Here is a 23,465-nt window from a genome sequence, read left to right as displayed (position 1 = left end):
GCAGCCTGACCCAACTACCCGCGCTGCGCGTTCTTCATCGACACCTGATCATTCAGCGTCCAGAAGTCATACAGCACGCCCACCAGAAACAACCCCCCGGTCAGCAGGTAGATCACCCCGGTGATCCACTTGCCTTGGTACATGCGGTGCACCCCGAACAAACCGAGAAACGTCAGCAGCACCCAGGCCACGTTGTAGTTGGTCTGGCCGCTGTGAAAGCGCATGTCGGCATGCCGGTCCATGGCCGGAATCAGGAACAGGTCGATAAGCCAGCCAATGCCGAACAGCCCCAGGGTGAAAAACCAGATCGTCCCGGTCACCGGCTTGCCGTAGTAGAAGCGATGAGCACCGGTAAAGCCCAAAATCCACAACAGGTAGCCCATGACTTTGCTGTGGGTATCGTGGATCCGATAGCTGTTCATTGTTGATGTTCGCCCTCTGATATAAAAATTTTCTGAACGGTTTTGTGACTTTTTTGCCCCGTCCCGACGTATGGCATTTCTGTGACCGACATCGGCTGAACCCTTGCAGCACCTGAGTTGTGTGCCGCACAAGGGACAATTTTGCGCCCGATTGGTGCCATTTGCGACTCTCGAGCCTCGACCAGCGGATTAAAAACCACACAAAAAGCTGTTATAAAGTTGCGCGCCTACCTACATGAGCCCTGCCGAATGCGTCCATTTTTCAAGACATGGCTGACCATCTGCCTATTATTGCCCCTGGCCGCCCACGCCACCAATCGTGAGCAACGACTTCCCGCTGGCTTCAATGGCTACACCGCCCAGTCCGCTACCGAACAATCGCAACGCGCCCCACGCATCGTCGTGACCCGCCCTGCCGGCAACAACCAGGCCCTGGCCAAGGTTACCGCGGTCAAGGTCGGCAACGCCTCGTCCAAGCAGAGCAGCGATGTACTCAGCCGCGCGGTCAACGTGCTTGGCACCCCTTATCGCTGGGGCGGCAGCAGCCCGAGCAAGGGTTTCGACTGCAGTGGCCTGGTCAAGTATGCCTTCAACGACGTGAAAGCCGTTGATCTGCCGCGTACGTCCAACGCCATGGCCGCAGGCCACGGCGTCAAGGTTGAACGCAAGGACCTCAAGCCGGGTGACCTGGTGTTTTTCAACATCAAGAGCCGCAAGGTGAATCACGTCGCCATCTACCTGGGCAACGACCGCTTCATCCACGCCCCGCGTCGTGGCAAGGCCGTGACTATCGACACCTTGAAGAAACCGTATTGGAACACTCACTACGCCGTCGCCAAGCGCGTCCTGCCCAAAGAGCCGGCGCTGCGTATCGTCCAGCGCTGATCCCTCTTTCGGCGGCGCGCCCTTCGCGGCCACTGACCGCTCCCACGGATGGCCGCAATTCTCTGTAGGAGCGGTCATCGGCCGCGAACCAGTCACCGCGGCGGATCAGCCCAACCCCCCCGTTCCCGCAAGGCATGCGGTCGTCTGTAGGAGCGGTCTGTGGCCGCGAAAGGGGCGCCGCGCAGTGACTGAATAACTGCAGATCAGAAGTTATCCGGCGACTTGGCCTTTTCGCGGGCCGAGTCGCGGCTGATGATGCCCTGGGCGAGCAGGTTCTTCAGGCACATGTCCAAGGTCTGCATACCCAGCGACCCGCCTGTCTGGATCGACGAGTACATCTGTGCGACCTTGTCTTCCCGGATGAGGTTACGAATCGCCGGGGTGCCGATCATGATCTCGTGCGCAGCCACCCGCCCGCCGCCGATCTTCTTCAGCAAGGTCTGGGAAATCACCGCCTGCAGCGATTCGGACAGCATCGAGCGCACCATCGACTTTTCCTCTGCCGGAAACACATCGACCACCCGGTCGATGGTCTTCGCCGCCGACGTGGTGTGCAGCGTACCGAACACCAGGTGCCCGGTCTCGGCCGCCGTCAACGCCAGCCGAATGGTTTCCAGGTCGCGCATTTCGCCCACCAGGATCACGTCCGGGTCTTCACGCAACGCCGAGCGCAGAGCGTGGGAGAAGCCCAGGGTATCGCGGTGTACCTCACGCTGGTTGACCAGGCACTTCTTCGACTCGTGGACGAATTCGATCGGATCTTCCACGGTCAGGATGTGATGGTGCTTGTTGCTGTTGAGGTAATCGATCATCGCCGCCAGGGTGGTCGACTTGCCCGAGCCGGTCGGCCCGGTGACCAGCACCAACCCGCGCGGCACTTCGGTAATTTTGCGAAACACATCTCCCATGCCCAGATCGTCCATGCTCAGCACCTTGGACGGAATGGTTCGAAACACTGCACCGGCACCGCGGTTCTGGTTGAACGCGTTGACCCGAAAGCGCGCCACACCGGGCACTTCGAAGGAAAAGTCGGTTTCCAGAAACTCCTCGAAGTCCTTGCGCTGCTTGTCGTTCATGATGTCGTAGATCAGCGCCTGGACCTGTTTGTCGTCCAGCGCCGGCAGGTTGATACGGCGCACGTCGCCATCCACCCGAATCATCGGCGGCAGGCCGGCGGACAGGTGCAGGTCGGATGCGCCTTGTTTCGCACTGAAGGCCAACAGCTCGGTAATGTCCATGAGACTCCCCAAATACAGACAAGCAGGTAGAATGCCGCAGACCTGAAACCCGCCGGCACGAATTCAATGTCCACGATAGCAGACAACATTTCGCAAGTGAGTGCCCGAATCGCAGCCGCTGCCCGACAGGCGCAACGCGAGCCCGGCCAAGTCGGTCTGCTCGCGGTCAGCAAGACCAAGCCTGCCGCCGCCATACGCGAGGCATTCGCCGCCGGCATCCATGATTTCGGCGAAAACTACCTGCAGGAAGCCCTGGGCAAACAACAGGAACTCGCCGACCTGCCCTTGATCTGGCACTTCATCGGCCCCATTCAGTCGAACAAGACGCGCGCAATCGCCGAACACTTCGCCTGGGTACATTCCGTGGACCGCCTCAAGATCGCCCAACGGCTCAGCGAGCAACGCCCGGCTGCGCTTGCCCCTCTGAACATCTGCATCCAGGTCAATGTCAGCGGCGAAGCCAGCAAGTCCGGCTGCGCCCCCGACGACGTACCTGCCCTGGCCAGCGCCATTGCCGTACTGCCCAACCTGCGCCTGCGCGGCCTCATGGCCATACCTGAGCCCACCGATGACCCGGCCGCGCAGGACGCCGCCTTTGCCCGTGTTCGCGCGCTGCAAACGGGCCTGCACATGCCGCTGGACACCTTGTCCATGGGGATGAGCCACGACTTGGAGGCGGCCATCGCCCAGGGCGCCACATGGGTGCGCATCGGCACGGCGCTGTTCGGCGCGCGCAACTACGCCCAAGACACCTCCCCGGCGCACACCGCTGTGGCCTCCTCACCTTTGAGCAAGGATCCTTCATGAGCAACACTCGTATTGCCTTCATCGGCGCCGGCAACATGGCCGCCAGCCTGATCGGCGGTCTGCGCGCGCAGGGTGTCGAAGCCAGCCACATCCGCGCCAGCGACCGCGGCGCCGAACAGCGTGACAAGGTAGCGGCCGAACATGGCATCGAGGTGTTCGCCGACAACGCCGAGGCCATCGCAGGGGTCGACGTGGTGGTGCTGGCCGTCAAGCCGCAAGGCATGAAGGACGTGTGCCAATCGCTGGCACCGAGCCTGACACCCGGTCAACTGGTGGTTTCGATCGCCGCGGGCATCAACTGCGCCAGCCTGCAGGCCTGGCTCGGCGAGCAACAGCCGATCGTGCGCTGCATGCCCAACACACCCGCGCTTTTGCGCCAGGGCACCAGCGGCCTGTACGCCACCGACGACGTCAATGCCGAACAACGCCAACAGGCCGAAGACCTGCTGGGCGCGGTGGGCCTGGCCCTGTGGCTGGATGAAGAACAGCAGCTGGATGCGGTCACCGCGGTGTCCGGCAGCGGCCCGGCCTACTTCTTTCTGCTGATCGAGGCCATGACCGCCGCCGGGGAAAAACTCGGACTGCCGCACGAGACGGCTGCCCGGTTGACCCTGCAGACCGCTCTGGGCGCCGCGCACATGGCCGTGGCCAGCGACGTCGACGCTGCCGAACTGCGTCGTCGCGTCACTTCACCCGCCGGTACCACCGAGGCGGCCATCAAGTCATTCCAGTCCGAAGGGTTCGAAACCCTGGTGCAGAACGCCCTGAACGCCGCCGCCCGGCGTTCGGCCGAACTGGCCGAACAGCTGGGTCAATAAGGAGCTTTCATGTACGGTCTCAATACCGCGGCAATCTATGTCGTGCAAACCCTGGGCAGCCTGTATCTGCTGATCATGCTGCTGCGTTTCGTGCTGCAGCTGGTGCGTGCCGACTTCTACAATCCGCTGTGCCAGTTCATCGTGCGCGCCACGCAGCCGCTGCTCAAGCCGGTGCGGCGGATCATCCCCAGCCTGTTCGGCCTGGACATGTCCTCGCTGCTGCTGGCCATCGTCATCCAGATGATCATCATGGCGCTGACCTTGCTGCTCGCCTACGGCACCACCGGCAACCCCTTGCAGCTGCTGGTGTGGTCGATCATCGGGGTGACGGCGCTGTTCCTGAAGATCTTCTTCTTCGCCATGATCATCAGCGTGATCCTCTCCTGGGTCGCACCGCAGAGCCACAACCCGGGTGCCGAGCTGGTCAACCAGATCTGCGAGCCGGCGCTGGCGCCGTTTCGGCGTATCCTGCCCAACCTGGGCGGCCTGGACATCTCGCCGATCCTGGCCTTCATGGTCCTCAAGCTGCTGGACATGCTGGTCATCAACAACCTGGCGATGACCACCGGCATGCCGCAGATCCTGCGCCTGCTCATCTGACCGCTGTACGCCGCCTGCGTGAAGGCCCTCGCGGGCTTTCACGCAGGCGGCAAACGCTCCTTGCCAGCCTGCCACGAACCCCACCAAGCGCTGCTTGCCCCTGTGCCCCGCGCTCTTTAGACTTACGCCTCATTCAAGCGTGAGCAGGGTCGATGTCCACTGTCTTTCCCGATGATTGCGTCGGTCTGGTCGTTCCACAAATTGCCCACTTCAGCGAACCCCTGGCCCTGGCCTGCGGACGCTCGCTGCCCGCCTACGACCTGATCTACGAGACCTACGGCCAGCTCAACGCCAGTGCCAGCAACGCGGTGCTGATCTGCCACGCCCTGTCGGGCCATCACCACGCCGCCGGCTACCACTCCACCGACGACCGCAAGCCGGGTTGGTGGGACAGCTGCATCGGTCCCGGCAAGCCCATCGATACCAACCGCTTCTTCGTGGTCAGCCTGAACAATCTGGGCGGCTGCAACGGTTCCACCGGGCCCAGCAGCATCGATCCCGACACCGGCAAGCCGTTCGGCGCCGATTTCCCGGTGCTGACCGTCGAAGACTGGGTGCACAGCCAGGCCTGCCTGGCGGACGCCCTGGGAATCACCCAGTGGGCGGCGGTGGTTGGAGGCAGCCTGGGCGGCATGCAGGCATTGCAGTGGACCATCACCTACCCCGAGCGCGTCCGCCACTGCCTGGCAATCGCTTCGGCGCCCAAGCTCAGCGCACAGAACATCGCCTTCAATGAGGTGGCGCGTCAGGCCATCCTGTCCGATCCCGAGTTCCATGGCGGTGATTTCCAGGCCCGCGGGGTGATTCCCAAACGCGGCCTGATGCTTGCGCGCATGGTCGGGCACATCACGTACCTGTCGGATGACTCGATGGGCGAGAAATTCGGCCGCGGCCTGAAGAGCGAAAAGCTCAACTACGATTTCCACAGCGTGGAATTCCAGGTGGAAAGCTACCTGCGTTATCAAGGCGAGGAATTCTCCGGTCGCTTCGACGCCAACACCTACCTGCTGATGACCAAAGCGCTGGACTACTTCGACCCGGCCGCAGCTCACGACGATGATCTGGCCGCCACGTTCGCCCATGTGCAGGCCAAGTTCTGCGTGATGTCGTTCACCACCGACTGGCGGTTCTCGCCAGCGCGCTCGCGCGAGCTGGTGGATGCGCTGATGGCGGCGAAGAAAGACGTCTGCTACCTGGAAATCGATGCACCGCAGGGGCATGACGCTTTCCTGATCCCCATTCCACGGTATCTGCAGGCGTTCAGCAGCTACATGAACCGCATTGCACTGTGAGGCATCCATGAGAGCTGACCTAGAAATCATCCAGGACTGGATTCCCGCCGGCAGCCGCGTGCTCGACCTGGGCTGCGGCAATGGCGAGTTGCTCGCCTGGCTGCGCGACCACAAGCAGGTCACCGGCTACGGCCTGGAAATCGATGCCGACAACATCACCGAATGCGTGCGCAAGGGCATCAACGTCATCGAGCAGGACCTCGACAAAGGCCTGGGCAACTTCGCCAGCAACAGTTTCGACATCGTGGTCATGACCCAGGCGCTGCAGGCCGTGGAATACCCGGACCGAATTCTTGACGAAATGCTGCGGGTCGGTCGCCAGTGCATCATCACCTTTCCCAATTTCGGCCACTGGCGCTGTCGTTGGTACCTGGCCAGCAAGGGCCACATGCCAGTGTCCGAGTTCCTGCCCTATACCTGGTACAACACGCCGAACATCCACTTCTGCACCTTTGCCGACTTCGAGGCCCTGTGCAGCGAGCGCCGCGCGCAGGTGCTCAACCGCCTGGCGGTGGATCAACAGCACAGGCACGGGTGGGCGAGCAAGATCTGGCCCAACCTTCTGGGCGAGATCGGCATCTACCGGGTCAGCAGCCCCGGGCTGCGCGAGCATCGGGTGGCGGTGTAGGTCTCTATTCGCGACCACAGACAGCTCCCACAGAGGATCTGCCAGCCCATTGGCTCTTCGACACCTGTGGGAGCGATCAGCGGCCGCGAAACAGACGACTGGATACGTCAGGCACTCCGCCTAAACTGGCGCTTTGAAACCTTCGAGATATATTCACAACCATGACCACCTTCACCCAACTCGTCCTCGCCAGCCATAACGCCGGCAAGCTCAAGGAACTGCAGGCCATGCTCGGCGGTGCGGTGCAACTTCGTTCGGTCGGCGAATTCAGCCAGGTCGAGCCCGAGGAAACCGGGCTGTCGTTCGTCGAGAACGCCATCCTCAAGGCACGCAACGCCGCACGCCTGTCCGGCCTGCCGGCATTGGCCGACGACTCCGGCCTGGCCGTGGACTTTCTTGGCGGTGCACCGGGCATCTATTCGGCACGCTATGCCGATGGCCAGGGCGATGCCGCCAACAATGCCAAGCTGCTCGACGCCTTGCAGGGCGTTCCCGACGAGCAGCGCGGCGCGCAGTTCGTCTGCGTCCTGGCCCTGGTGCGGCACGCCGACGACCCGCTGCCGATCCTCTGCGAAGGGCTGTGGCACGGCCGCATCCTGCACGCCGCCAGCGGTGCCCACGGATTCGGCTACGACCCGTTGTTCTGGGTGCCCGAGCGCAACTGTTCAAGCGCCGAACTCGACCCTACGCAAAAGAACCAACTGAGCCACCGCGCCCGTGCCATGGCCTTGCTGCGCCAACGCCTGAGCCTTGCATGAACGACCAACTGCTTTATCCGCCGGTACCGCGTCCCGACCAGGCGCTGGCGCAATTGCCACCCCTGGCGCTGTACATCCACATCCCCTGGTGCGTGCGCAAATGCCCGTACTGCGACTTCAATTCCCACACCGCCAGCCCGGTTCTGCCTGAAGAAGAATACGTCGATGCGCTGCTGGCCGACCTGGACCAGGACTTGCCCGCTGTCTACGGACGCCCGCTGAGCTCGATCTTCTTCGGCGGTGGCACCCCCAGCCTGTTCAGCGCGGCTGCCCTGGGCCGACTGCTGGCCGGCGTCGAGCAACGCATCGCCTTCGCGCCCGACATCGAGATCACCCTGGAGGCCAACCCCGGTACCTTCGAACAGGACAAGTTCGTCGCCTATCGCAAACTGGGGATCAATCGCCTGTCCATCGGCATCCAGAGCTTCCAGCCGCAGAAGCTCGAGGCGCTGGGCCGCATCCACACCGGTGACGAAGCCTTGCGCGCTGCCGAAATGGCGCGCCGCGCCGGTTTCGACAACTTCAACCTGGACCTGATGCACGGCCTGCCCGATCAGTCCCTGGAAGAGGCACTGGACGATCTGCGCCAGGCCATTGCCCTGGCGCCCACGCACCTGTCCTGGTACCAGCTGACCCTGGAACCCAACACGGTGTTCTGGAACCAGCCACCCGTGCTGCCCGAGGACGATATTCTCTGGGACATCCAGGAGGCCGGTCAGGCCCTGCTGGCCGAGCATGGCTTCGGCCAGTACGAAGTGTCGGCCTATGCCAGGCCAGGCAAGGCAGCGCGGCACAACCTCAACTACTGGAGCTTCGGCGACTTCATCGGCATCGGCGCCGGTGCCCATGGCAAGCTGAGCCACCCTGATGGACGCATCGTGCGTACCTGGAAGACCCGCCTGCCCAAGGATTACCTGAACCCCGCTAAGCCATTCAAGGCCGGCGAGAAGGGCCTGGCCGCAGACGAGTTGCCCTTCGAGTTCCTGATGAATGCATTGCGCCTTACCCAGGGCGTCGATGCCACTCTGTTCGCGCAACGCACCGGCCTGTCCCTGCAGTCACTGGCGACGGCACGCGCCAGCGCCGAACAAAAGGGCCTTTTACAGGTCGAACCGACGCGTCTGGTCGCCACTGCCCGAGGGCAGTTGTTCCTCAACGACCTGCTGCAATACTTCCTGGTATAAGGATTGTCCTGATGGATTTCGTGCTCGATCTGCTCGCCACCGTGTCTCGCTGGGGCCGAGGCAACCTTTCGGAGATCTCCCTGGCCTTGGTGGGCTGTGTGCTGGTGCTGTTCGGCGCCGATGTGAAGGCGTGGGCCGAAGGCCGCCTGGGCTCGCTCTCAGGCATGCTGCGGGTGCCCCTGATCGCCTTGATGTGCGTGATCGGCAGTGGCGCGGCCTTGATCTATGCCACGCCCTGGGTGCTGAAGGGGTTGAGCCAGTTCAACAACTACAGCCTGGCGCCGGTGCTGTTGGTGGTGCTTGTGCTGCTTGGGATTGTCGCTGATCGCAAGTGATGCGTGAGCACTGACGGACTCATCGCGGCCACTGACCGCTCCTACGAGGCCACGCGTAGACCTGTAGGAACAGCCATTGGCTGCGAAGACTTCTACACCCTCTTCAATCAACCTTCTCGAACTTCAAGTCCCACACTCCATGCCCGAGCCGCTCGCCGCGGCGTTCGAATTTGGTCACCGGCCGCTCGGCCGGACGCGGTACGCAACCGCCATCGGCCGCCTGGTTGCGGTAACCGGGCGCGACATTCATGACTTCCAGCATGTACTCGGCATAGGGTTCCCAATCGGTCGCCATGTGCAGCACACCACCGACTTTCAGCTTGCTGCGCACCAGTTCGGCGAACGCCGGCTGGACGATGCGCCGCTTGTGGTGGCGCGCCTTGTGCCAAGGGTCCGGGAAAAACAGCAGCAGGCGATCCAGGCTGTTGTCGGCAACGCACTGCTTGAGCACTTCGATGGCATCGCAGTCGTAGACCCGCAGGTTTTTCAAACCCTGGGTCAGGACGCCGTTGAGCAGTGCGCCAACGCCAGGCCGGTGTACTTCAACACCGATGAAATCGAGTTCCGGCGAGGCCGCTGCCATTTCGAGCAGCGAATGGCCCATGCCGAAGCCGATTTCCAGAGTGCGCGGCGCACTGCGACCGAACACCTGGTCAAAATCGGCCGGCGCATCGGTCAGTGGCAGCACGAACAGCGGCTTGCCCTGGTCCAGGCCACGCTGCTGGCCTTCGGTCATGCGCCCGGCGCGCATCACGAAGCTCTTGATAGCGCGGTGCTGGCGCGGTTCGCCTTCGTTGGACGTTGGCGTTTCTTGCGAGTCAGTCATCGGGGGCTCTTACTTGATCAGGCCATCCAGCGGCGAAGAGGCGCTGGCATAGAGTTTTTTCGGCATGCGCCCGGCCAGATAGGCCATGCGCCCGGCAATGATTGCGTGCTTCATGGCCGCGCCCATCATGATCGGATCCTGCGCGTGGGCGATGGCCGAGTTCATCAGCACCGCTTCACAGCCCAGCTCCATGGCAATGGTCGCATCGGACGCGGTACCCACGCCGGCATCGACCAGCACCGGGACCTTGGCTTCTTCCAGAATGATCTGCAGGTTGTACGGGTTGCAGATACCCAGGCCGGTGCCGATCAAGCCAGCCAGTGGCATGACCGCGATGCAGCCGATCTCGGCCAACTGGCGAGCGATGATCGGATCGTCGCTGGTGTAGACCATCACGTCGAAACCGTCCTTGACCAGTACTTCGGCGGCCTTGAGGGTTTCGATCACATTGGGGAACAGGGTCTTCTGGTCGGCCAGCACTTCCAGCTTGACCAGGTTGTGGCCATCGAGCAGCTCGCGGGCCAGGCGGCAGGTGCGCACCGCTTCCACGGCGTCGTAGCAACCGGCGGTGTTGGGCAGAATGGTGTAGCGGTCCGGCGGCAGCACGTCGAGCAGGTTCGGCTCGCCGGGGTTCTGGCCGATATTGGTACGGCGCACGGCGACCGTGACGATCTGGGCGCCCGAAGCCTCGATGGCCAGGCGCGTCTGCTCGAGGTCGCGGTACTTGCCGGTGCCGACCAGAAGGCGCGACTCGAAGGTGCGACCGGCCAGGGTGAATGGCTTGTCAATGCGAGCATTGCTCATCGGAATTCCTCTGCTGAGGTAAAGATACGAACGTGGAAGGTGCCGGCGACTCGATCAGCCGCCGCCGATGGCGTGAACCACTTCGATCTGGTCACCCTCGCCCAGTACGGTGTCGCCGTGCTGGCTGCGCGGGACGATGTCCTGATTCAGCTCGACGGCCACGCGACGGCCGACCAACTCGAGACGGACCAGCAGCCCGGCAACGGTTTCGCCGTCGGGAAGTTCGAAAGGGTCGCCGTTCAATTGAATGCGCATGCGGTCGGCAGCCATCATTTTTTGGGGGTCGCCATTCTAGCCCGATCGCCGAGGATTCCCAAGGCCAAGCCGACCACCCGCGCGATCAGCCCAGGCGCCAGGCGACCATACCCAGGCACAGCCAACCGGCGAGCAATGCCAGGCCGCCGAACGGGGTCACGATACCCAGCTTGCTGACGCCGGTCAGGGTCAACAGATACAGGCTGCCCGAGAACAACACGATACCCAGACAGAACAGCGCGCCCGCCCAGCCCACCAGGCGCCCTGGCACATGGACGCTGAGCAGCGCGACCCCGAACAACGCCAATGTGTGGATAAGTTGGTAGCTGACGCCGGTCTGGAAAATGGCCAGGTACTCGGCGCTCAGGCGGTTCTTCAAACCGTGGGCGGCGAAGGCACCGAGCGCCACACCGGTAAAGCCGAAGAACGCAGCCAGCATCATGAACGTACGCAGCATCCAGGTGTGTCCTCATAAAGCCGTGTTGCACCGCAGGGTCTGTATAATGGCCCGCTCACCCGGCCAGGCCAAGCCCTTCATGCTGCAATTCTTCTTCCGCCGTCTGTGCAAGACCCTGCTCTGGTTCGTCGCCGCAAGCGTGGCCGTGGTGGTGATCTTTCGCTTCATCCCACCGCCGGGCACCATGCTCATGGCCGAACGCAAGATCGAATCCCTGATCGACGGCCAGCCGATCGACCTGCAACGCGATTGGCAATCCTGGGCGAACATCGCCGACGATCTCAAGGTGGCGGTGATCGCTGGTGAAGATCAACGTTTCGCCGAGCATTGGGGTTTCGACATCGCCGCCATCCGTGCGGCGTTTGCGCACAACGAAGAAGGTGGCTCGCTGCGCGGTGCCAGCACTCTGAGCCAGCAGGTGGCGAAGAACGTCTTTCTATGGTCGGGCCGCAGCTGGTTGCGCAAAGGCCTGGAGGCGTGGTTCACCGGCCTGATCGAGATCTTCTGGTCCAAGCAGCGCATCCTCGAGGTCTACCTCAACAGTGCGGAATGGGATGACGGCGTGTTCGGCGCCGAGGCGGCCGCGCGGCACCATTTTGGCGTTGGCGCGGCTCAACTGTCCCGGCAGCAAGCCAGCCTGCTGGCCGCCGTACTGCCCAACCCACGCAACTGGAGTGCCAGCCGGCCCAGCCCTTACGTGGCTCGCCGCGCGGGTTGGATCCGCCAGCAGATGGGCCAGCTGGGCGGCCATGACTATCTTCTGCGCCTGAACATGCCGCGCCCGGCGCCCTGGGCGGATTAGGCCACGTCTGTGTGGGAGTACGGCAAGCCCTCTCCCGCAAAGACTTCCTGCCAGGCAACAAAAAGCCCCGAATCAGTCGGGGCTTTTCAATTCAACACATCACATCAAGCCGCGATCGAAACCTTCAGCTTGTTCATCGCACTCTTCTCCAGCTGGCGAATGCGCTCGGCCGACACGTTGTACTTCTCGGCCAGCTCGTGCAGCGTCGCCTTTTCCTCGGCCAGCCAGCGCTGGTAGAGGATGTCACGGCTGCGATCGTCCAGCACCTGCAGGGCTTCGTGCAGGTTGGTGTTGGAATTGTCGCTCCAATCGGCGTCTTCCAGTTGGCGCGCCGGGTCGTAGCGATGGTCTTCCAAGTAGTTGGCCGGGGACTGGAACGCACTGTCGTCGTCTGCTTCGGCAGCCGGATCAAAGGCCATGTCATGGCCGGTCAGACGGCTTTCCATCTCGCGGACTTCACGCGGCTCCACACCGAGGCTTTCGGCCACGCGGTGCACTTCCTCGTTGTTCAGCCAGGCCAGACGCTTTTTCTGGCTGCGCAGATTGAAGAACAGCTTGCGCTGCGCCTTGGTGGTCGCCACCTTGACGATGCGCCAGTTGCGCAGGATGAACTCGTGGATTTCAGCCTTGATCCAGTGCACGGCGAACGACACCAGGCGCACACCCATTTCCGGGTTGAAACGCTTCACGGCCTTCATCAGGCCAACGTTGCCTTCCTGGATAAGGTCGGCTTGAGCCAGGCCGTAGCCCGAATAGCTGCGCGCAATGTGCACGACGAAACGCAGGTGAGCGAGCACCATCTGCCGAGCCGCTCCAAGATCCTGCTCATAGTAGAGACTCTCGGCCAGTTCACGCTCCTGCTCGGGTGTCAGCAAGGGAATGCTGTTCACCGTGTGCACATAGGCTTCCAGGTTTGCACCCGGCACCAGCGCATAAGCAGGTTGCAAAGAAGTGGTCATACGAAAAAACCTCCGACTCACATGACTCGTGCCCGTGGGCACTGCGAAAAATTGACCGGAAACCAGTAGACAAGTTCCCTATGACGCTTTAACGGCCAATGACAATAAAATTAACTTGAATACACGTTCACACAGCACACATATCTGTTGCAGGCTAACGCGGCGCCAGTTCGCGCAGGTGCCGCCAGACCGCAATCCACGCACCGATATACCCTAACAATACCGCGCCTAGCAAGAGCGACAAACCGTCGGCGACGGGAACCCCACCCAAGGCGAAGTCACTGCCGTACAAGCCGGAAAGCCCGGTGACCGCATCATTGAGCCAATCCAGGCCGAACGCCAGGATACCCCAGGCAAAAATGCCCGCGCCAAAGCCGTACAGCGCACCCATGTACAGGAAAGGTCGACGCACGTAGCTGTCCGTGCCCCCTACCAATTTGATGACCTCGATTTCGATGCGTCGGTTCTCGATGTGCAGACGAATGGTGTTGCCGATCACCAGCAGCAACGCCGAAACCAGCAGCAGGGTCAGGCCGAACACGAACCGGTCGCCCAGCTTGAGGATCGCCGCCAGCCGCTCCACCCACACCAGGTCCAGTTGCGCCTGCTGCACCTTGGGCAGTTCGGCGAGTTGCTGGCGCAGGGTTTCCAGGCCGGCCTTGTCGATTTCCAGCGGGGTGACCACCACTACGCCGGGCAGTGGGTTCTCGGGCAGTTCCTTGAGCGCCTCGCCCAGCCCGGACTGCTGCTGAAACTCACCCAGCGCCTGCTCGCGACTGATGAACTCGGCCTGCGCCACGCCCGACAGCCCCTTGATCTGCGTCACCAGGGCCTGGCCCTCGCGCTCGCCGGCATCGAGTTCCAGATACAAGGAGATTTGCGCCGCGCGCTGCCACGAACCGCCCAGTCGCTCGACGTTCTTGAGCAGCAAAGACAGGCCCATGGGCAAACTCAAGGCCACGGCCATGACCAGGCAGGTAAAGAAGCTGCCGATCGGCTGCTTGCCCAGACGGCGAAGGCTGTCGACCCAACTGGCGCGATGGCTTTCGACCCAGGCGCGCAGCAAGCTGCTGAACGGCGGCCCGTCGTCTTCGTCACGCTGGCGTTTCTTCGGCTTCTGCGGTGTTGGTTCGCCGCCTTTGGGCGCTACCCGGTCCGCGACCTTGGGGCTGCGTGTCGCACTCATTGTCCTGCCTCTCCGTCACCGATCAGGCGTCCGCGCTGCAGCGTCAACATGCGATGACGCATGCGCGCGATCAGCGCCAGATCGTGGCTGGCAATCAGCACGCTGGTGCCTAGCCGGTTGATGTCTTCGAAGACCCCCATGATCTCGGCCGCCAGACGCGGATCGAGGTTGCCGGTGGGTTCATCGGCGAGCAGCAAGGCTGGCTGATGGACGATGGCCCGGGCAATGCCCACGCGCTGTTGCTGGCCCGTCGACAAGTCGCCGGGGTACAGGTCGGCCTTGTCCGCCAATGCCACGCGCTCGAGCGCCGAATCGACCTTCTTGGCGATTTCCGGCTTGCTCAAGCCGAGAATCTGCAGCGGCAAGGCGATGTTGTTGAACACCGTACGGTCAAATAACAGCTGGTGATTCTGGAATACCACACCGATCTGGCGGCGCAGGAACGGGATCTGCGCATTGGTGATCTGCCCCAGATCCTGGCCGGCCAGCAGCAGCTTGCCGCTGGTGGGTCGTTCCATGGCCAGCAACAGGCGCAGCAAGGTACTTTTGCCCGCGCCCGAATGACCGGTAACGAACAGGAATTCGCCACGCCGCACCCGGAAGCTCAGTTCATGCAGACCGACATGGCCGTTGGGGTAGCGCTTGGCAACCTGTTCGAATCGAATCATGAAGGCTCCCGCTCGGCGAACAATGCCTGGACGAAGGGTTCTGCCTCGAAGGTACGCAGGTCGTCGATGCCCTCGCCCACGCCGATGTAGCGGATGGGCAGGCCGAACTGCTTGGCCAGCGCGAAGATCACTCCGCCCTTGGCGGTGCCGTCGAGCTTGGTCAGGGCTAGGCCGGTCAGGGCCACGGTCTGGTTGAACTGCTTGGCCTGGTTGATCGCGTTCTGCCCGGTACCGGCGTCGAGCACCAGCAGCACTTCATGCGGTGCCTGCTCGTCGAGCTTGCCCATCACCCGACGGACCTTCTTCAGCTCTTCCATCAGGTTGTCCTTGGTGTGCAGACGCCCGGCAGTGTCGGCGATCAACACATCGATGCCGCGCGACTTGGCGGCCTGCACGGCATCGAAGATGACCGAAGCGGAATCGGCACCGGTGTGCTGGGCGATGACCGGGATGTTGTTGCGCTCGCCCCACACCTGCAACTGCTCGACAGCTGCGGCACGGAACGTGTCACCCGCCGCCAGCATGACCTTCTTGCCTTCGAGCTGCAGCTTCTTGGCCAGCTTGCCGATGGTGGTGGTCTTGCCGGCGCCGTTGACGCCCACCACCAGAATCACGAATGGCTGGTGCTCGGCCTTGATCACCAATGGCTGCTCGACCGGCCGCAGCAGGGCGGTCAGCTCGCTTTGCAAAGCCTTGTACAAGGCGGCGGCGTCGGTCAGCTCCTTGCGCGCGACCCTGCGGGTCAGGCTCTGGATGATCACCGCCGTGGCCTCGACGCCGACGTCGGCGGTCAGCAGGCGGGTTTCCAGTTCTTCGAGCAGGTCGTCATCAATGATCTTGTTGCCCAGAAACAGGCTGGCCATGCCTTCGCCAAGGCTCGCGCTGGTCTTGGCCAGGCCCTGCTTGAGGCGGGCGAAGAAGCCGGTCTTGGTCTGCCCTGGAGGTTGCGCGGCAGCAATGACAGGCGTTGGCGCTTCGACACGGGGCGGAACTACGGTTGCCGCGGGCACTGGCACTGGCGAAGGTACCGGGGCTGGCGCGCTGGGCACCGCAGGAGCTGGCGGCGAAACAGGGGCAGGAGCAGGCTCGACGGCCACCGGGGCCGGCACTTCCGGCCGCGGAGCGATGACCGGCGGCGTTTGCGGGGCATCGTCCTCGACCAGCGCCACGGGCTCCTCGGGCACCGGGAGCACCAGGCCGTGCGGGGCAGGCTGTTCGGCAGGTGCGGCAGCGGGTTCGACCTGCGGCGCCAGAACCGGCTCCGGTGCGAGCGCGACTGCGGCTTCGACGGAAGCCTGCGGGATCGCCTCGGCAGCGGCGTCGGCTTCTGCGGGCAAATTCTGGGCGGCAGGGGTTGGCGGCTGCTCGGCGACAGGTGTCTGCGGCTTCTTGCGCAGCCATCCGAACAGGCCTTTCTTTTCACCGGCCGGGGCCGGGGTCTTTTTGTCGTCGTTGGAACCAAACATGGAAGACGGCTATCTCAAGGTAGCGACGCGCCAGGCGGCGAGTCGGAAAAAAATTCGAAGACGCAACACAGACTGCTTTTACGCCGGCTCGTTCACGCGCAACATTTTGTCGAGTTGCCCGGGCAGGTTCATGCCATCCAGGCATGGCCCCCAGCGGACCGGATCAGTATCCTAGCACCTCCTCGCCCGTAGACGCTAAGACCACGCGGGCAGCTCTCAAGGTTCTGAATCCCATGAATGTCCTCGCCCGCCGCGCCGCAGGCCTGCTGCTCTGCACGCTCAGCCTGCCTTTGGCAGCTTTTGCCGCCGATACACAGCCCACGCACGAATTCACCCTGGACAACGGCCTCAAGGTCGTCGTGCGCGAGGATCACCGCGCCCCGGTGGTGGTTTCCCAGATCTGGTACAAGGTCGGCTCCAGCTACGAAACCCCCGGCCAGACCGGCCTGTCCCACGCCCTTGAACACATGATGTTCAAAGGCACCGACAAACTGGGCCCCGGCGAAGGCTCGCGCATCCTGCGCGACCTCGGCGCCGAAGAAAACGCCTTCACCAGCGACGACTACACCGCCTACTACGAAGTGCTGGCCAAGGACCGCCTGGCCGTGGCGTTCGACCTCGAAGCCGACCGCATGGCCAGCCTCAGCCTGCCCGCCGAAGAATTCGCCCGGGAAATCGAAGTCATCAAGGAAGAACGCCGCCTGCGCACCGACGACAAGCCCAGTGCCAAGGCGTACGAGATCTTCAAGGCCATGGCTTTCCCGGCCAGTGGCTACCACACGCCTACCATCGGCTGGATGGCTGACCTGGAACGCATGAAGGTCGAAGAGCTGCGCCATTGGTACCAGGCCTGGTACGTGCCCAACAACGCCACCCTGGTGGTGGTGGGCGACGTCAACCCGGACGAGGTCAAGGCCCTGGCCCAACGCTTCTTCGGCAATATTGCCCGGCGTCCCACTCCGCCGGCGAAGATCCCGCTGGAATTGGCCAGCCCCGGTCAACGCCTGGCGACATTGCATGTACGCACCCAACTGCCGAGCCTGCTCTACGGCTTCAACGTCCCAGCCCTGGCCACTGCCGACAAGCCGCGCGACGTCCAGGCCCTGCGGCTGATTTCCGCCCTCCTCGACGGCGGCTACAGCGCGCGGATGGCCACGCGCCTGGAACGCGGCCAGGAACTGATCTCCAGCGGTGGTGCCCGGTACGACGCCTTCACCCGCGGCGACAGCCTGTTCTTCATTTCCGCGACGCCGAATGCGCAGAAGAAAAAGACCCTCGCCGATGTCGAGAAAGGCCTCTGGAAGCTGCTCGACGAACTCAAGACCACGCCACCCTCGGCCGACGAACTGGAGCGTGTGCGCGCCCAGGTCATCGCCGACCTGGTCTACAGCCGCGACTCCATCAGCAGCCAGGCCACCACCATCGGCATGCTCGAAACCGTGGGGCTGTCGTGGAAACTCATGGACAGCGAGCTCGAAGACCTCAAGAGCGTGACGCCGCAGGACATCCAGAACGCCGCACGCACCTATTTCACCCGCGATCGCTTGAGTATCGCCCACGTTCTGCCAGAGGAAGCCGCTCATGAGTGAGCCCACCACCCCCCGTCGTTTCCTGGTTGGCTCGACTTTTCTGGTGCTTGCCGGTTGCCTGGCCACCTTCGCAGTCCAGGCTGCGGACGCCACCGGCGCTGGCCAACCCGCGCGCGGCCTGCAATCGGTGAGCGAACTGGGCAACACCGCACCCAGCCATCGCCGCCTCGACATCCAGAGCTGGAAAACCACCGAAGGCGCCAAGGTCCTGTTCGTCGAGGCCCACGAGCTGCCGATGTTCGATCTGCGGCTTACCTTCGCCGCCGGCAGCAGCCAGGATCAAAACCATCCCGGCATCGCCCTGCTGACCAATGCCATGCTCAACGAAGGCGTGGCCGGCAAGGACGTCAGCGCCATCGCCCAAGGCTTCGAAGGCCTGGGCGCGGACTTTTCCAACGGCGCCTATCGCGACATGGCCGTGGCGTCGCTGCGCAGCCTCAGCGATACCGACAAGCGCACCCCTGCGCTCAAGCTGTTCGCCGATGTCGTCGGCAAACCGACCTTTCCGGCAGACGCCCTGGTACGCATCAAGAACCAACTGCTCGCCAGCTTCGAGTTCCAGAAGCAGAACCCTGCCAAGCTGGCCAGCAACGAGCTGTTCACGCAGCTGTATGGCAACCATCCGTATGCGCACCCCAGCGAAGGCGACGCCAAGAGCCTGCCGGGCCTGAGCATCGAGCAGCTGCGGGCGTTTCATAAGCGTGCCTATGCTGCAGGCAACGCGGTCATCGCCATCGTCGGCGATCTGTCGCGCGGCGAAGCCGAGCAGATCGCCGCACAGGTATCCAGCGCCCTGCCCAAGGGCCCTGCGCTGGCCAAGCCGGCGCAACCAGCCGCGCCCGCAGCCGGTGTGACCCATATCGACTTCCCGTCCAAGCAGACGCAGATGTTCATCGCGCAGCTGGGCATCGACCGCAAGGACCCGGATTTCGCCGCGCTGTCCATGGGCAACCAGATCCTGGGCGGCGGTTCCTTCGGTACCCGCCTGATGAGCGAGGTGCGGGAAAAACGCGGGCTGACCTATGGGGTGTACTCGGGCTTCACGCCGATGCAGGTGCGCGGTCCGTTCCTGATCAACCTGCAGACCCGTGCCGAGCTCGGCGACGGTACCCTGAAGCTGGTGCAGGACATCCTGCGCGATTACCTCAAGACCGGTCCCACTCAGGAAGAACTGGACAACGCCAAGCGCGAGCAGGCTGGCAGCTTCCCGCTGTCCAATGCCAGCAACGCGAGCATCGTCGCGCAACTGGGCGCCACCGGTTTCTACGACATGCCGCTGACCTGGATGGAAGACTTCCTGCAGCAGTCCCAGGCACTGACCGTTGAGCAGGTAAAAGCTGCGATGAACAAACATCTGGATGCCGATAAACTGGTGATCGTCACGGCTGGCCCCAAGGTTGCGCAGCAACCGTTGCCGGCCCCCACGGACACACCCAACGAGCAACCGCTCGGCGTACCGGAGCACTGATGGCCAGCGTCAAAATCAAGCAACCCCATGGCGGCCAAGGCCACCTGCGCATCATTGGCGGCCAGTGGCGCAGCCGCAAGCTGAGCTTCCCGGAAGCGCCTGGCTTGCGCCCCACCCCTGATCGGGTGCGTGAAACGCTGTTCAACTGGCTGGCCGCGCACATCGAAGGTGCAAAGGTGCTGGACGCCTTCACCGGCAGCGGCGCCCTGTACCTCGAAGCGCTGTCGCGCGGCGCCGGCATGGCACTGGCGCTGGATGCCAATGCCAGTGCCATTTCCAGCCTTCGGCACAATCTCGACCTGCTCGGGTGTGCTGTGGGCCAACTGCTGCAAAGCGATGCGCTCAAGTACCTGGAAACCCAGACGCCAAGCGCATTCGACCTGGTGTTCCTCGACCCCCCTTTCCACCAGAACCTGCTGCCGGCCACCTGCACGCTGCTTGAAGAAAAAGGCTGGCTGGCCGAGCGTGCCTGGATCTACACGGAAAGCGAAGCACCGCCCTCGGCGCTGCAGCTGCCGGCAACATGGCGCCTTCACCGCGAGAAGAAAGCCGGACAGGTTTACTACTCCCTGTGGCAGCGCGGCTGACACAGGCTTGCCGGGGCAGTCACGTTGAACGCAGCACATCCTTACTTCCGTCCGGCCCTTGGGCTGGGCAACCCGCATATACAGACGCTGTGGGGCCCCCTGTGGCGCAAGCAACCGGCGCTGGCGCGGGAGCGCGAACGGCTGTGGCTGGAGGATGGCGATTTCGTCGACCTCGACTGGCACGGCCCACACGCCCCCCATGCGCCATTGGTGCTGGTATTGCACGGCCTGACCGGATCATCCAATTCGCCCTACGTCGCCGGCCTGCAACGCCAGTTGGGGCAGCACGGTTGCGCCAGCGTGGCCGTCAACTGGCGCGGCTGCTCCGGCGAGCCCAACCTGTTGGCGCGCAGCTACCACTCCGGCGCCAGCGAAGACTTGCTGCACGTGCTCGAACACCTGGGTAAGCAGCGCCCCCAGGCGCCGCTTTACGCCGTGGGTTATTCACTGGGCGGCAACATCCTGCTCAAGCATCTGGGTGAAAGCGGAGCGGCCAGCCCATTGCAGGCCGCGGTGGCGGTATCGGTGCCGTTTCGCCTGGACCAGTGTGCCGACCGCATGACCCAGGGCTTTTCCAGGGTCTACCAGGCGCATTTCATGCGCGCCATGCTCGGCTACCTGACCGACAAGCGCACTCGCTTCCAGCACGACGGACAGCACGAGGGGCTGGCGGCGATCGAAGCGCTGGGCTCGCTGCAGGGCATCAGGACCTTCTGGGATTTCGACGGCCAGGTCACGGCCCCGCTGCACGGCTTCAAGGATGCCCAGGACTACTATCGCCGCTCGTCGAGTCGCTACTATCTGGGCGGCGTCGCGAAACCCACGCTGATCATCCAGGCCAAGGACGATCCGTTCGTGTTTCCCCACAGCCTGCCCACCGCCGAAGAAATGTCGCCCTGCATCGAGTTCGAGCTGCATGCGCGAGGCGGGCACGTCGGCTTCGTCGATGGCAGCCTGCGCCAGCCCGGCTATTACCTGGAACGGCGCATACCGCAGTGGCTGAACCAGTGGATCGAGTTCATGGCCCCTTCTGCACAGGTCGCTGCGGATCGGTGATCCAGTCGCTCCAGGAGCCTGCGTACAGCGTCGCCAACGGGTAGCCAGCCAGGGTCATGGCGAACAGGTTGTGGCAGGCGGTGACGCCCGAGCCGCAGTAGGCAACGGCCTGTTGCGCAGGTCGGCCCTTGAGTTGGGCGTCGAATCGTTCACGCAGCTGCTGCACCGGCAGGAAGCGCCCATCAGGCCCCAGGTTCTCGGTGAAGGCTGCGCACTGTGCGCCGGGAATGTGCCCAGCGACAGGGTCGATGGGTTCGACCTCGCCCAGAAACCTGGGCAGCGCCCGGGCATCGAGCAGCGTCAGCTGCGGGTCGTCCAGGCGCGCCTGCACGTGTGCCGCATCGAGCACACGTTCGTGATCCGGGTTACCGACAAAATCGCCAGGCTCCGTGGACGCCGCATCCAGGCTCAAGGGAAGCCCCGCGGCGTGCCAGGCTGCCAGGCCGCCGTCGAGAAGAAACACTCCGTCGCGCTTGCCCAGCCAAGCCAGCAGCCACCATGCACGTGCCGCGTAGGCGCCCGGGCCATCGTCATAGAGAACGACCTGGCTGTCTGCCCCGATACCCCAACGTTGCAACCGCTCTTGCAATTGCCCAGGCTCGGGCAGCGGATGACGCCCGGTCACGCCCTTGATCACAGACGCACTGAGGTCGCGACCCAGGTCGGCGAAATGGGCACCGGCAATGTGGCCTTCGGCATAGCTGCGCTGGCCGTAGTCGACGTCTTCCAGGCTGTAGCGGCAGTCCAGCAGGACCCACCCAGGGGAGTCGACATGTTCGGCGAGCGCTTGTGGGCTGATCAGTTGCGCGATGGGCATGGAGGGCTCCGGCAGTTGAGGAATGACAGATCCGCGCGCAGCTGGAAAAGCTCGGGCAGAATCCATCGCGGCATGAATCACTGTAGCAGTCGGCACGCCACGTCACGCGGCTCGCCGCGGCTATCGGCCATCCTACAATGGACGGCCAGCTACCGCGACAGCGTGCCACAGGCGATCCTGCTTGCATTGCGCCATGGATGCAGGCTTGGCCCACCTCTCCGGCTGCGATACCATCGCACTCCCCAACCGATTCCCGCCAGGACGCCGTGATGAACCGAGTGTTGTACCCAGGTACCTTCGACCCGATCACCAAGGGTCACGGTGATCTGGTCGAACGCGCCTCGCGCCTGTTCGATCACGTGATCATCGCGGTCGCCGCGAGCCCCAAGAAAAACCCCCTGTTCGCCCTCGAGCAACGGGTGGAGTTGGCCCGCGAAGTGACGCGGCACCTGCCGAACGTCGAGGTCGTGGGCTTCTCGACCCTGCTCGCGCACTTTGCCAAGGAACAGAACGCCAACGTGCTGCTGCGCGGCCTGCGGGCGGTGTCCGATTTCGAATACGAGTTCCAGCTGGCCAACATGAACCGGCAACTGGCTCCGGACGTAGAAAGCCTGTTCCTCACCCCTTCGGAGCGCTATTCCTTCATTTCGTCGACGCTGGTGCGGGAAATCGCGGCCCTGGGTGGAGACATCACCAAGTTCGTCCACCCGGCCGTGGCCGAGGCGCTCACCCTGCGCTTCAGCAACAAGTAGCCGGCAAAGGTTGCGCCCGCGTGCACTGCGGGCGCTAATGCGGCACAATTGCGGCCATTGGTTTTCACATGCCTGGGCCGTTGTCTCGGGCCGGAGTCTTCATGTCCCTTATCATCACCGACGATTGCATCAATTGCGACGTCTGCGAACCCGAGTGCCCGAACGCTGCCATTTCCCAGGGGGAAGAGATCTACGTGATCGATCCCAACCTGTGTACCCAGTGCGTAGGCCATTACGACGAACCACAATGCCAGCAGGTCTGCCCAGTGGATTGCATACCGCTGGACGAAGCGCATCCTGAATCCCAGGAACAGCTGATGGCCAAGTACAAGCAGATCACCGGCAAGCATTGATTCCAGCGCGCTGGCAGCTGCGCCAGCGGCAGGCTCAGTCGCGGTTGCCGTAGCCGCTCTGCGTACAGCCCAGGCAACGCACGAAAGCGGCCCGGCCCGGATCGACCACCAAGGCCTTGCCACTGGCCCCGACGTTGCCGCCGGCGGCGGTGAACGGCAATGCGATCACGAACAGCCCCGCGCCGACGATGGTGGCGGCCACCAGCAACGGCCGCGCGATCAGCAGATCGCCGATCATGGCATAGGCCGGCGGATTCTGGATCTGGTAGGTCGGGTCACCGCTGCTCGTGCTCATGCTCGAGTCAGCGGCAGTGGCCGGCACGACGTGCAGGCCGAAACTGACGATCAGCGCCAGCGACAGGGTTCGAAACAGGTTCATGGCACAATCCTTCTGCTCACGTGGGGCGACTGCGATTTGCGATGGGGTCATCAGGGATAAAAGTAACTATATCA

General features: G+C 63.4%; 28 protein-coding genes. 16 read left to right on the top strand and 12 right to left on the bottom strand.

The features are described from left to right. Positions 1-14: 14 nt before the first annotated feature. On the bottom strand, positions 15-422 hold the full coding sequence (locus IFT98_RS08270; RefSeq protein ID WP_192048025.1) for an NINE protein: 408 nt from the start codon (positions 420-422) through the stop codon (positions 15-17). 249 nt (positions 423-671) lie between these two features. Between IFT98_RS08270 and IFT98_RS08265 the strand changes: the two genes are divergently transcribed. Further along, the gene (locus IFT98_RS08265) at positions 672-1,307 is read left to right on the top strand and encodes a C40 family peptidase (protein ID WP_192048024.1); all 636 of its coding nucleotides are present in this window, start codon (positions 672-674) and stop codon (positions 1,305-1,307) included. Between the two features lie 203 nt (positions 1,308-1,510). Here IFT98_RS08265 and IFT98_RS08260 read toward each other — a convergent pair whose 3' ends face one another. Continuing rightward, positions 1,511-2,545 carry a type IV pilus twitching motility protein PilT gene (locus IFT98_RS08260; protein ID WP_122480509.1) on the bottom strand — a complete coding sequence of 345 codons (1,035 nt, stop codon included), beginning with the start codon at positions 2,543-2,545 and terminating at the stop codon, positions 1,511-1,513. A gap of 66 nt (positions 2,546-2,611) precedes the next feature. Here IFT98_RS08260 and IFT98_RS08255 point away from each other — a divergent pair, with 66 nt between their 5' ends. The 8 genes from IFT98_RS08255 (at position 2,612) to IFT98_RS08220 (ending at position 8,967) form a co-directional block, all read left to right on the top strand. Further along, positions 2,612-3,352, top strand: coding sequence for a YggS family pyridoxal phosphate-dependent enzyme (locus IFT98_RS08255; protein WP_192048023.1), 741 nt, complete (start codon positions 2,612-2,614; stop codon positions 3,350-3,352). Continuing rightward, the gene (gene proC / locus IFT98_RS08250; protein WP_192048022.1) at positions 3,349-4,170 is read left to right on the top strand and encodes a pyrroline-5-carboxylate reductase; all 822 of its coding nucleotides are present in this window, start codon (positions 3,349-3,351) and stop codon (positions 4,168-4,170) included. The genes IFT98_RS08255 and proC overlap by 4 nt, the downstream gene beginning before the upstream one ends. Positions 4,171-4,179: 9 nt before the next feature. Then, positions 4,180-4,770 carry a YggT family protein gene (locus IFT98_RS08245; protein ID WP_122801366.1) on the top strand — a complete coding sequence of 197 codons (591 nt, stop codon included), beginning with the start codon at positions 4,180-4,182 and terminating at the stop codon, positions 4,768-4,770. A gap of 152 nt (positions 4,771-4,922) precedes the next feature. Continuing rightward, positions 4,923-6,062: a homoserine O-succinyltransferase MetX gene (gene metX, locus IFT98_RS08240; protein ID WP_122795930.1), complete on the top strand. Its 1,140-nt coding sequence runs from the start codon at positions 4,923-4,925 to the stop codon at positions 6,060-6,062. A 7-nt stretch (positions 6,063-6,069) separates the two neighbouring features. After that, positions 6,070-6,690, top strand: a complete 621-nt coding sequence (gene metW, locus IFT98_RS08235; protein WP_122795929.1) for a methionine biosynthesis protein MetW — start codon at positions 6,070-6,072, stop codon at positions 6,688-6,690. A 161-nt stretch (positions 6,691-6,851) separates the two neighbouring features. Continuing rightward, the gene (rdgB, locus tag IFT98_RS08230; protein ID WP_192048021.1) at positions 6,852-7,448 is read left to right on the top strand and encodes an RdgB/HAM1 family non-canonical purine NTP pyrophosphatase; all 597 of its coding nucleotides are present in this window, start codon (positions 6,852-6,854) and stop codon (positions 7,446-7,448) included. Next, positions 7,445-8,632, top strand: coding sequence for a radical SAM family heme chaperone HemW (gene hemW, locus IFT98_RS08225; RefSeq protein ID WP_192048020.1), 1,188 nt, complete (start codon positions 7,445-7,447; stop codon positions 8,630-8,632). Before rdgB ends, hemW begins: the two co-directional genes overlap by 4 nt. An 11-nt stretch (positions 8,633-8,643) precedes the next feature. Next, entirely contained in the window at positions 8,644-8,967 is a 324-nt protein-coding gene (locus IFT98_RS08220; protein ID WP_122480515.1) for a DUF3392 domain-containing protein, read from the top strand. 103 nt (positions 8,968-9,070) lie between these two features. On the opposite strand, the gene trmB is transcribed toward IFT98_RS08220, so the two are convergent. The 4 genes from trmB to IFT98_RS08200 all read right to left on the bottom strand — a co-directional run bounded on the left by trmB (position 9,071) and on the right by IFT98_RS08200 (position 11,309). After that, positions 9,071-9,793, bottom strand: a complete 723-nt coding sequence (gene trmB, locus IFT98_RS08215) for a tRNA (guanosine(46)-N7)-methyltransferase TrmB (RefSeq protein WP_192048019.1) — start codon at positions 9,791-9,793, stop codon at positions 9,071-9,073. 9 nt (positions 9,794-9,802) lie between these two features. Further along, positions 9,803-10,597, bottom strand: a complete 795-nt coding sequence (locus tag IFT98_RS08210) for a thiazole synthase (RefSeq protein ID WP_122480517.1) — start codon at positions 10,595-10,597, stop codon at positions 9,803-9,805. A 54-nt stretch (positions 10,598-10,651) separates the two neighbouring features. Next, positions 10,652-10,867 carry a sulfur carrier protein ThiS gene (gene thiS / locus IFT98_RS08205; protein WP_342030363.1) on the bottom strand — a complete coding sequence of 72 codons (216 nt, stop codon included), beginning with the start codon at positions 10,865-10,867 and terminating at the stop codon, positions 10,652-10,654. Between the two features lie 70 nt (positions 10,868-10,937). Beyond that, positions 10,938-11,309, bottom strand: a complete 372-nt coding sequence (locus tag IFT98_RS08200) for a DUF423 domain-containing protein (protein ID WP_122480518.1) — start codon at positions 11,307-11,309, stop codon at positions 10,938-10,940. A gap of 79 nt (positions 11,310-11,388) precedes the next feature. On the opposite strand from IFT98_RS08200, the gene mtgA reads away from it, so the two are divergent. Next, on the top strand, positions 11,389-12,111 hold the full coding sequence (gene mtgA, locus IFT98_RS08195) for a monofunctional biosynthetic peptidoglycan transglycosylase (protein WP_192048254.1): 723 nt from the start codon (positions 11,389-11,391) through the stop codon (positions 12,109-12,111). Between the two features lie 104 nt (positions 12,112-12,215). Here mtgA and rpoH read toward each other — a convergent pair whose 3' ends face one another. From rpoH to ftsY, 4 genes are all read right to left on the bottom strand, one after another. Beyond that, a complete protein-coding gene (rpoH, locus tag IFT98_RS08190; protein WP_043191535.1) occupies positions 12,216-13,070 on the bottom strand; it encodes an RNA polymerase sigma factor RpoH in 855 nt (284 codons plus the stop codon). A gap of 154 nt (positions 13,071-13,224) precedes the next feature. Continuing rightward, on the bottom strand, positions 13,225-14,256 hold the full coding sequence (gene ftsX / locus IFT98_RS08185; protein WP_192048018.1) for a permease-like cell division protein FtsX: 1,032 nt from the start codon (positions 14,254-14,256) through the stop codon (positions 13,225-13,227). Further along, positions 14,253-14,924, bottom strand: coding sequence for a cell division ATP-binding protein FtsE (gene ftsE / locus IFT98_RS08180; RefSeq protein ID WP_122480520.1), 672 nt, complete (start codon positions 14,922-14,924; stop codon positions 14,253-14,255). The genes ftsX and ftsE overlap by 4 nt, the downstream gene beginning before the upstream one ends. After that, complete coding sequence (ftsY, locus tag IFT98_RS08175) at positions 14,921-16,390, bottom strand: signal recognition particle-docking protein FtsY (protein WP_192048017.1); 1,470 nt, start codon at positions 16,388-16,390, stop codon at positions 14,921-14,923. The genes ftsE and ftsY overlap by 4 nt, the downstream gene beginning before the upstream one ends. 233 nt (positions 16,391-16,623) lie before the next feature. On the opposite strand from ftsY, the gene IFT98_RS08170 reads away from it, so the two are divergent. Genes IFT98_RS08170 through IFT98_RS08155 form a run of 4 tightly spaced genes read left to right on the top strand, consistent with a single transcriptional unit; the run spans position 16,624 to position 21,090 of the window. Next, the gene (locus IFT98_RS08170) at positions 16,624-17,979 is read left to right on the top strand and encodes a M16 family metallopeptidase (RefSeq protein WP_122795925.1); all 1,356 of its coding nucleotides are present in this window, start codon (positions 16,624-16,626) and stop codon (positions 17,977-17,979) included. After that, positions 17,972-19,447 carry a M16 family metallopeptidase gene (locus IFT98_RS08165; protein ID WP_192048016.1) on the top strand — a complete coding sequence of 492 codons (1,476 nt, stop codon included), beginning with the start codon at positions 17,972-17,974 and terminating at the stop codon, positions 19,445-19,447. Before IFT98_RS08170 ends, IFT98_RS08165 begins: the two co-directional genes overlap by 8 nt. Further along, a complete protein-coding gene (gene rsmD / locus IFT98_RS08160; protein ID WP_122795923.1) occupies positions 19,447-20,034 on the top strand; it encodes a 16S rRNA (guanine(966)-N(2))-methyltransferase RsmD in 588 nt (195 codons plus the stop codon). Before IFT98_RS08165 ends, rsmD begins: the two co-directional genes overlap by 1 nt. Positions 20,035-20,058: 24 nt before the next feature. Then, entirely contained in the window at positions 20,059-21,090 is a 1,032-nt protein-coding gene (locus IFT98_RS08155) for a hydrolase (protein ID WP_192048015.1), read from the top strand. Here the strand turns inward: IFT98_RS08155 and IFT98_RS08150 are convergent. Next, positions 21,053-21,907, bottom strand: coding sequence for a sulfurtransferase (locus tag IFT98_RS08150; protein WP_192048014.1), 855 nt, complete (start codon positions 21,905-21,907; stop codon positions 21,053-21,055). The two genes, IFT98_RS08155 and IFT98_RS08150, sit on opposite strands and share 38 nt — an antisense overlap. Before the next feature lie 269 nt (positions 21,908-22,176). Here IFT98_RS08150 and coaD point away from each other — a divergent pair, with 269 nt between their 5' ends. Both coaD and IFT98_RS08140 read left to right on the top strand, forming a co-directional pair. Beyond that, positions 22,177-22,659 (top strand): pantetheine-phosphate adenylyltransferase, encoded by a 483-nt coding sequence (gene coaD, locus IFT98_RS08145; protein ID WP_122480527.1) that lies wholly within the window; start codon positions 22,177-22,179, stop codon positions 22,657-22,659. Positions 22,660-22,760: 101 nt separating this feature from the next. After that, positions 22,761-23,012: a YfhL family 4Fe-4S dicluster ferredoxin gene (locus IFT98_RS08140; protein WP_043191560.1), complete on the top strand. Its 252-nt coding sequence runs from the start codon at positions 22,761-22,763 to the stop codon at positions 23,010-23,012. 34 nt (positions 23,013-23,046) lie between these two features. Here the strand turns inward: IFT98_RS08140 and IFT98_RS08135 are convergent, their stop codons facing one another. After that, a complete protein-coding gene (locus tag IFT98_RS08135) occupies positions 23,047-23,391 on the bottom strand; it encodes a multidrug transporter (protein WP_122714497.1) in 345 nt (114 codons plus the stop codon). Positions 23,392-23,465: the final 74 nt, after the last annotated feature.

Origin of the sequence: Pseudomonas sp. CFBP 8770, from assembly GCF_014841705.1 — a bacterium.
Classification (GTDB): domain Bacteria; phylum Pseudomonadota; class Gammaproteobacteria; order Pseudomonadales; family Pseudomonadaceae; genus Aquipseudomonas.
Note: the sequence above shows the minus strand (reverse complement) of the source record. Positions and strands in the feature narration are given on the sequence as shown.

What these genes read in the sequence shown, in the direction of transcription:
- IFT98_RS08260 (WP_122480509.1), bottom strand. Translation starts at nt 2,545, where the DNA reads ATGGACATTACCGAGCTGTTGGCCTTCAGTGCGAAACAAGGCGCATCC.
- IFT98_RS08200 (WP_122480518.1), bottom strand. Translation starts at nt 11,309, where the DNA reads ATGCTGCGTACGTTCATGATGCTGGCTGCGTTCTTCGGCTTTACCGGT.
- IFT98_RS08270 (WP_192048025.1), bottom strand. Translation starts at nt 422, where the DNA reads ATGAACAGCTATCGGATCCACGATACCCACAGCAAAGTCATGGGCTAC.
- rpoH (WP_043191535.1), bottom strand. Translation starts at nt 13,070, where the DNA reads ATGACCACTTCTTTGCAACCTGCTTATGCGCTGGTGCCGGGTGCAAAC.
- ftsE (WP_122480520.1), bottom strand. Translation starts at nt 14,924, where the DNA reads ATGATTCGATTCGAACAGGTTGCCAAGCGCTACCCCAACGGCCATGTC.
- rdgB (WP_192048021.1), top strand. Translation starts at nt 6,852, where the DNA reads ATGACCACCTTCACCCAACTCGTCCTCGCCAGCCATAACGCCGGCAAG.
- ftsY (WP_192048017.1), bottom strand. Translation starts at nt 16,390, where the DNA reads ATGTTTGGTTCCAACGACGACAAAAAGACCCCGGCCCCGGCCGGTGAA.
- mtgA (WP_192048254.1), top strand. Translation starts at nt 11,389, where the DNA reads ATGCTGCAATTCTTCTTCCGCCGTCTGTGCAAGACCCTGCTCTGGTTC.
- thiS (WP_342030363.1), bottom strand. Translation starts at nt 10,867, where the DNA reads ATGGCTGCCGACCGCATGCGCATTCAATTGAACGGCGACCCTTTCGAA.
- IFT98_RS08210 (WP_122480517.1), bottom strand. Translation starts at nt 10,597, where the DNA reads ATGAGCAATGCTCGCATTGACAAGCCATTCACCCTGGCCGGTCGCACC.
- trmB (WP_192048019.1), bottom strand. Translation starts at nt 9,793, where the DNA reads ATGACTGACTCGCAAGAAACGCCAACGTCCAACGAAGGCGAACCGCGC.
- IFT98_RS08245 (WP_122801366.1), top strand. Translation starts at nt 4,180, where the DNA reads ATGTACGGTCTCAATACCGCGGCAATCTATGTCGTGCAAACCCTGGGC.
- coaD (WP_122480527.1), top strand. Translation starts at nt 22,177, where the DNA reads ATGAACCGAGTGTTGTACCCAGGTACCTTCGACCCGATCACCAAGGGT.
- proC (WP_192048022.1), top strand. Translation starts at nt 3,349, where the DNA reads ATGAGCAACACTCGTATTGCCTTCATCGGCGCCGGCAACATGGCCGCC.
- IFT98_RS08165 (WP_192048016.1), top strand. Translation starts at nt 17,972, where the DNA reads ATGAGTGAGCCCACCACCCCCCGTCGTTTCCTGGTTGGCTCGACTTTT.
- IFT98_RS08265 (WP_192048024.1), top strand. Translation starts at nt 672, where the DNA reads ATGCGTCCATTTTTCAAGACATGGCTGACCATCTGCCTATTATTGCCC.
- IFT98_RS08255 (WP_192048023.1), top strand. Translation starts at nt 2,612, where the DNA reads ATGTCCACGATAGCAGACAACATTTCGCAAGTGAGTGCCCGAATCGCA.
- metW (WP_122795929.1), top strand. Translation starts at nt 6,070, where the DNA reads ATGAGAGCTGACCTAGAAATCATCCAGGACTGGATTCCCGCCGGCAGC.
- rsmD (WP_122795923.1), top strand. Translation starts at nt 19,447, where the DNA reads ATGGCCAGCGTCAAAATCAAGCAACCCCATGGCGGCCAAGGCCACCTG.
- IFT98_RS08140 (WP_043191560.1), top strand. Translation starts at nt 22,761, where the DNA reads ATGTCCCTTATCATCACCGACGATTGCATCAATTGCGACGTCTGCGAA.
- IFT98_RS08220 (WP_122480515.1), top strand. Translation starts at nt 8,644, where the DNA reads ATGGATTTCGTGCTCGATCTGCTCGCCACCGTGTCTCGCTGGGGCCGA.
- ftsX (WP_192048018.1), bottom strand. Translation starts at nt 14,256, where the DNA reads ATGAGTGCGACACGCAGCCCCAAGGTCGCGGACCGGGTAGCGCCCAAA.
- hemW (WP_192048020.1), top strand. Translation starts at nt 7,445, where the DNA reads ATGAACGACCAACTGCTTTATCCGCCGGTACCGCGTCCCGACCAGGCG.
- IFT98_RS08135 (WP_122714497.1), bottom strand. Translation starts at nt 23,391, where the DNA reads ATGAACCTGTTTCGAACCCTGTCGCTGGCGCTGATCGTCAGTTTCGGC.
- IFT98_RS08170 (WP_122795925.1), top strand. Translation starts at nt 16,624, where the DNA reads ATGAATGTCCTCGCCCGCCGCGCCGCAGGCCTGCTGCTCTGCACGCTC.
- IFT98_RS08150 (WP_192048014.1), bottom strand. Translation starts at nt 21,907, where the DNA reads ATGCCCATCGCGCAACTGATCAGCCCACAAGCGCTCGCCGAACATGTC.
- metX (WP_122795930.1), top strand. Translation starts at nt 4,923, where the DNA reads ATGTCCACTGTCTTTCCCGATGATTGCGTCGGTCTGGTCGTTCCACAA.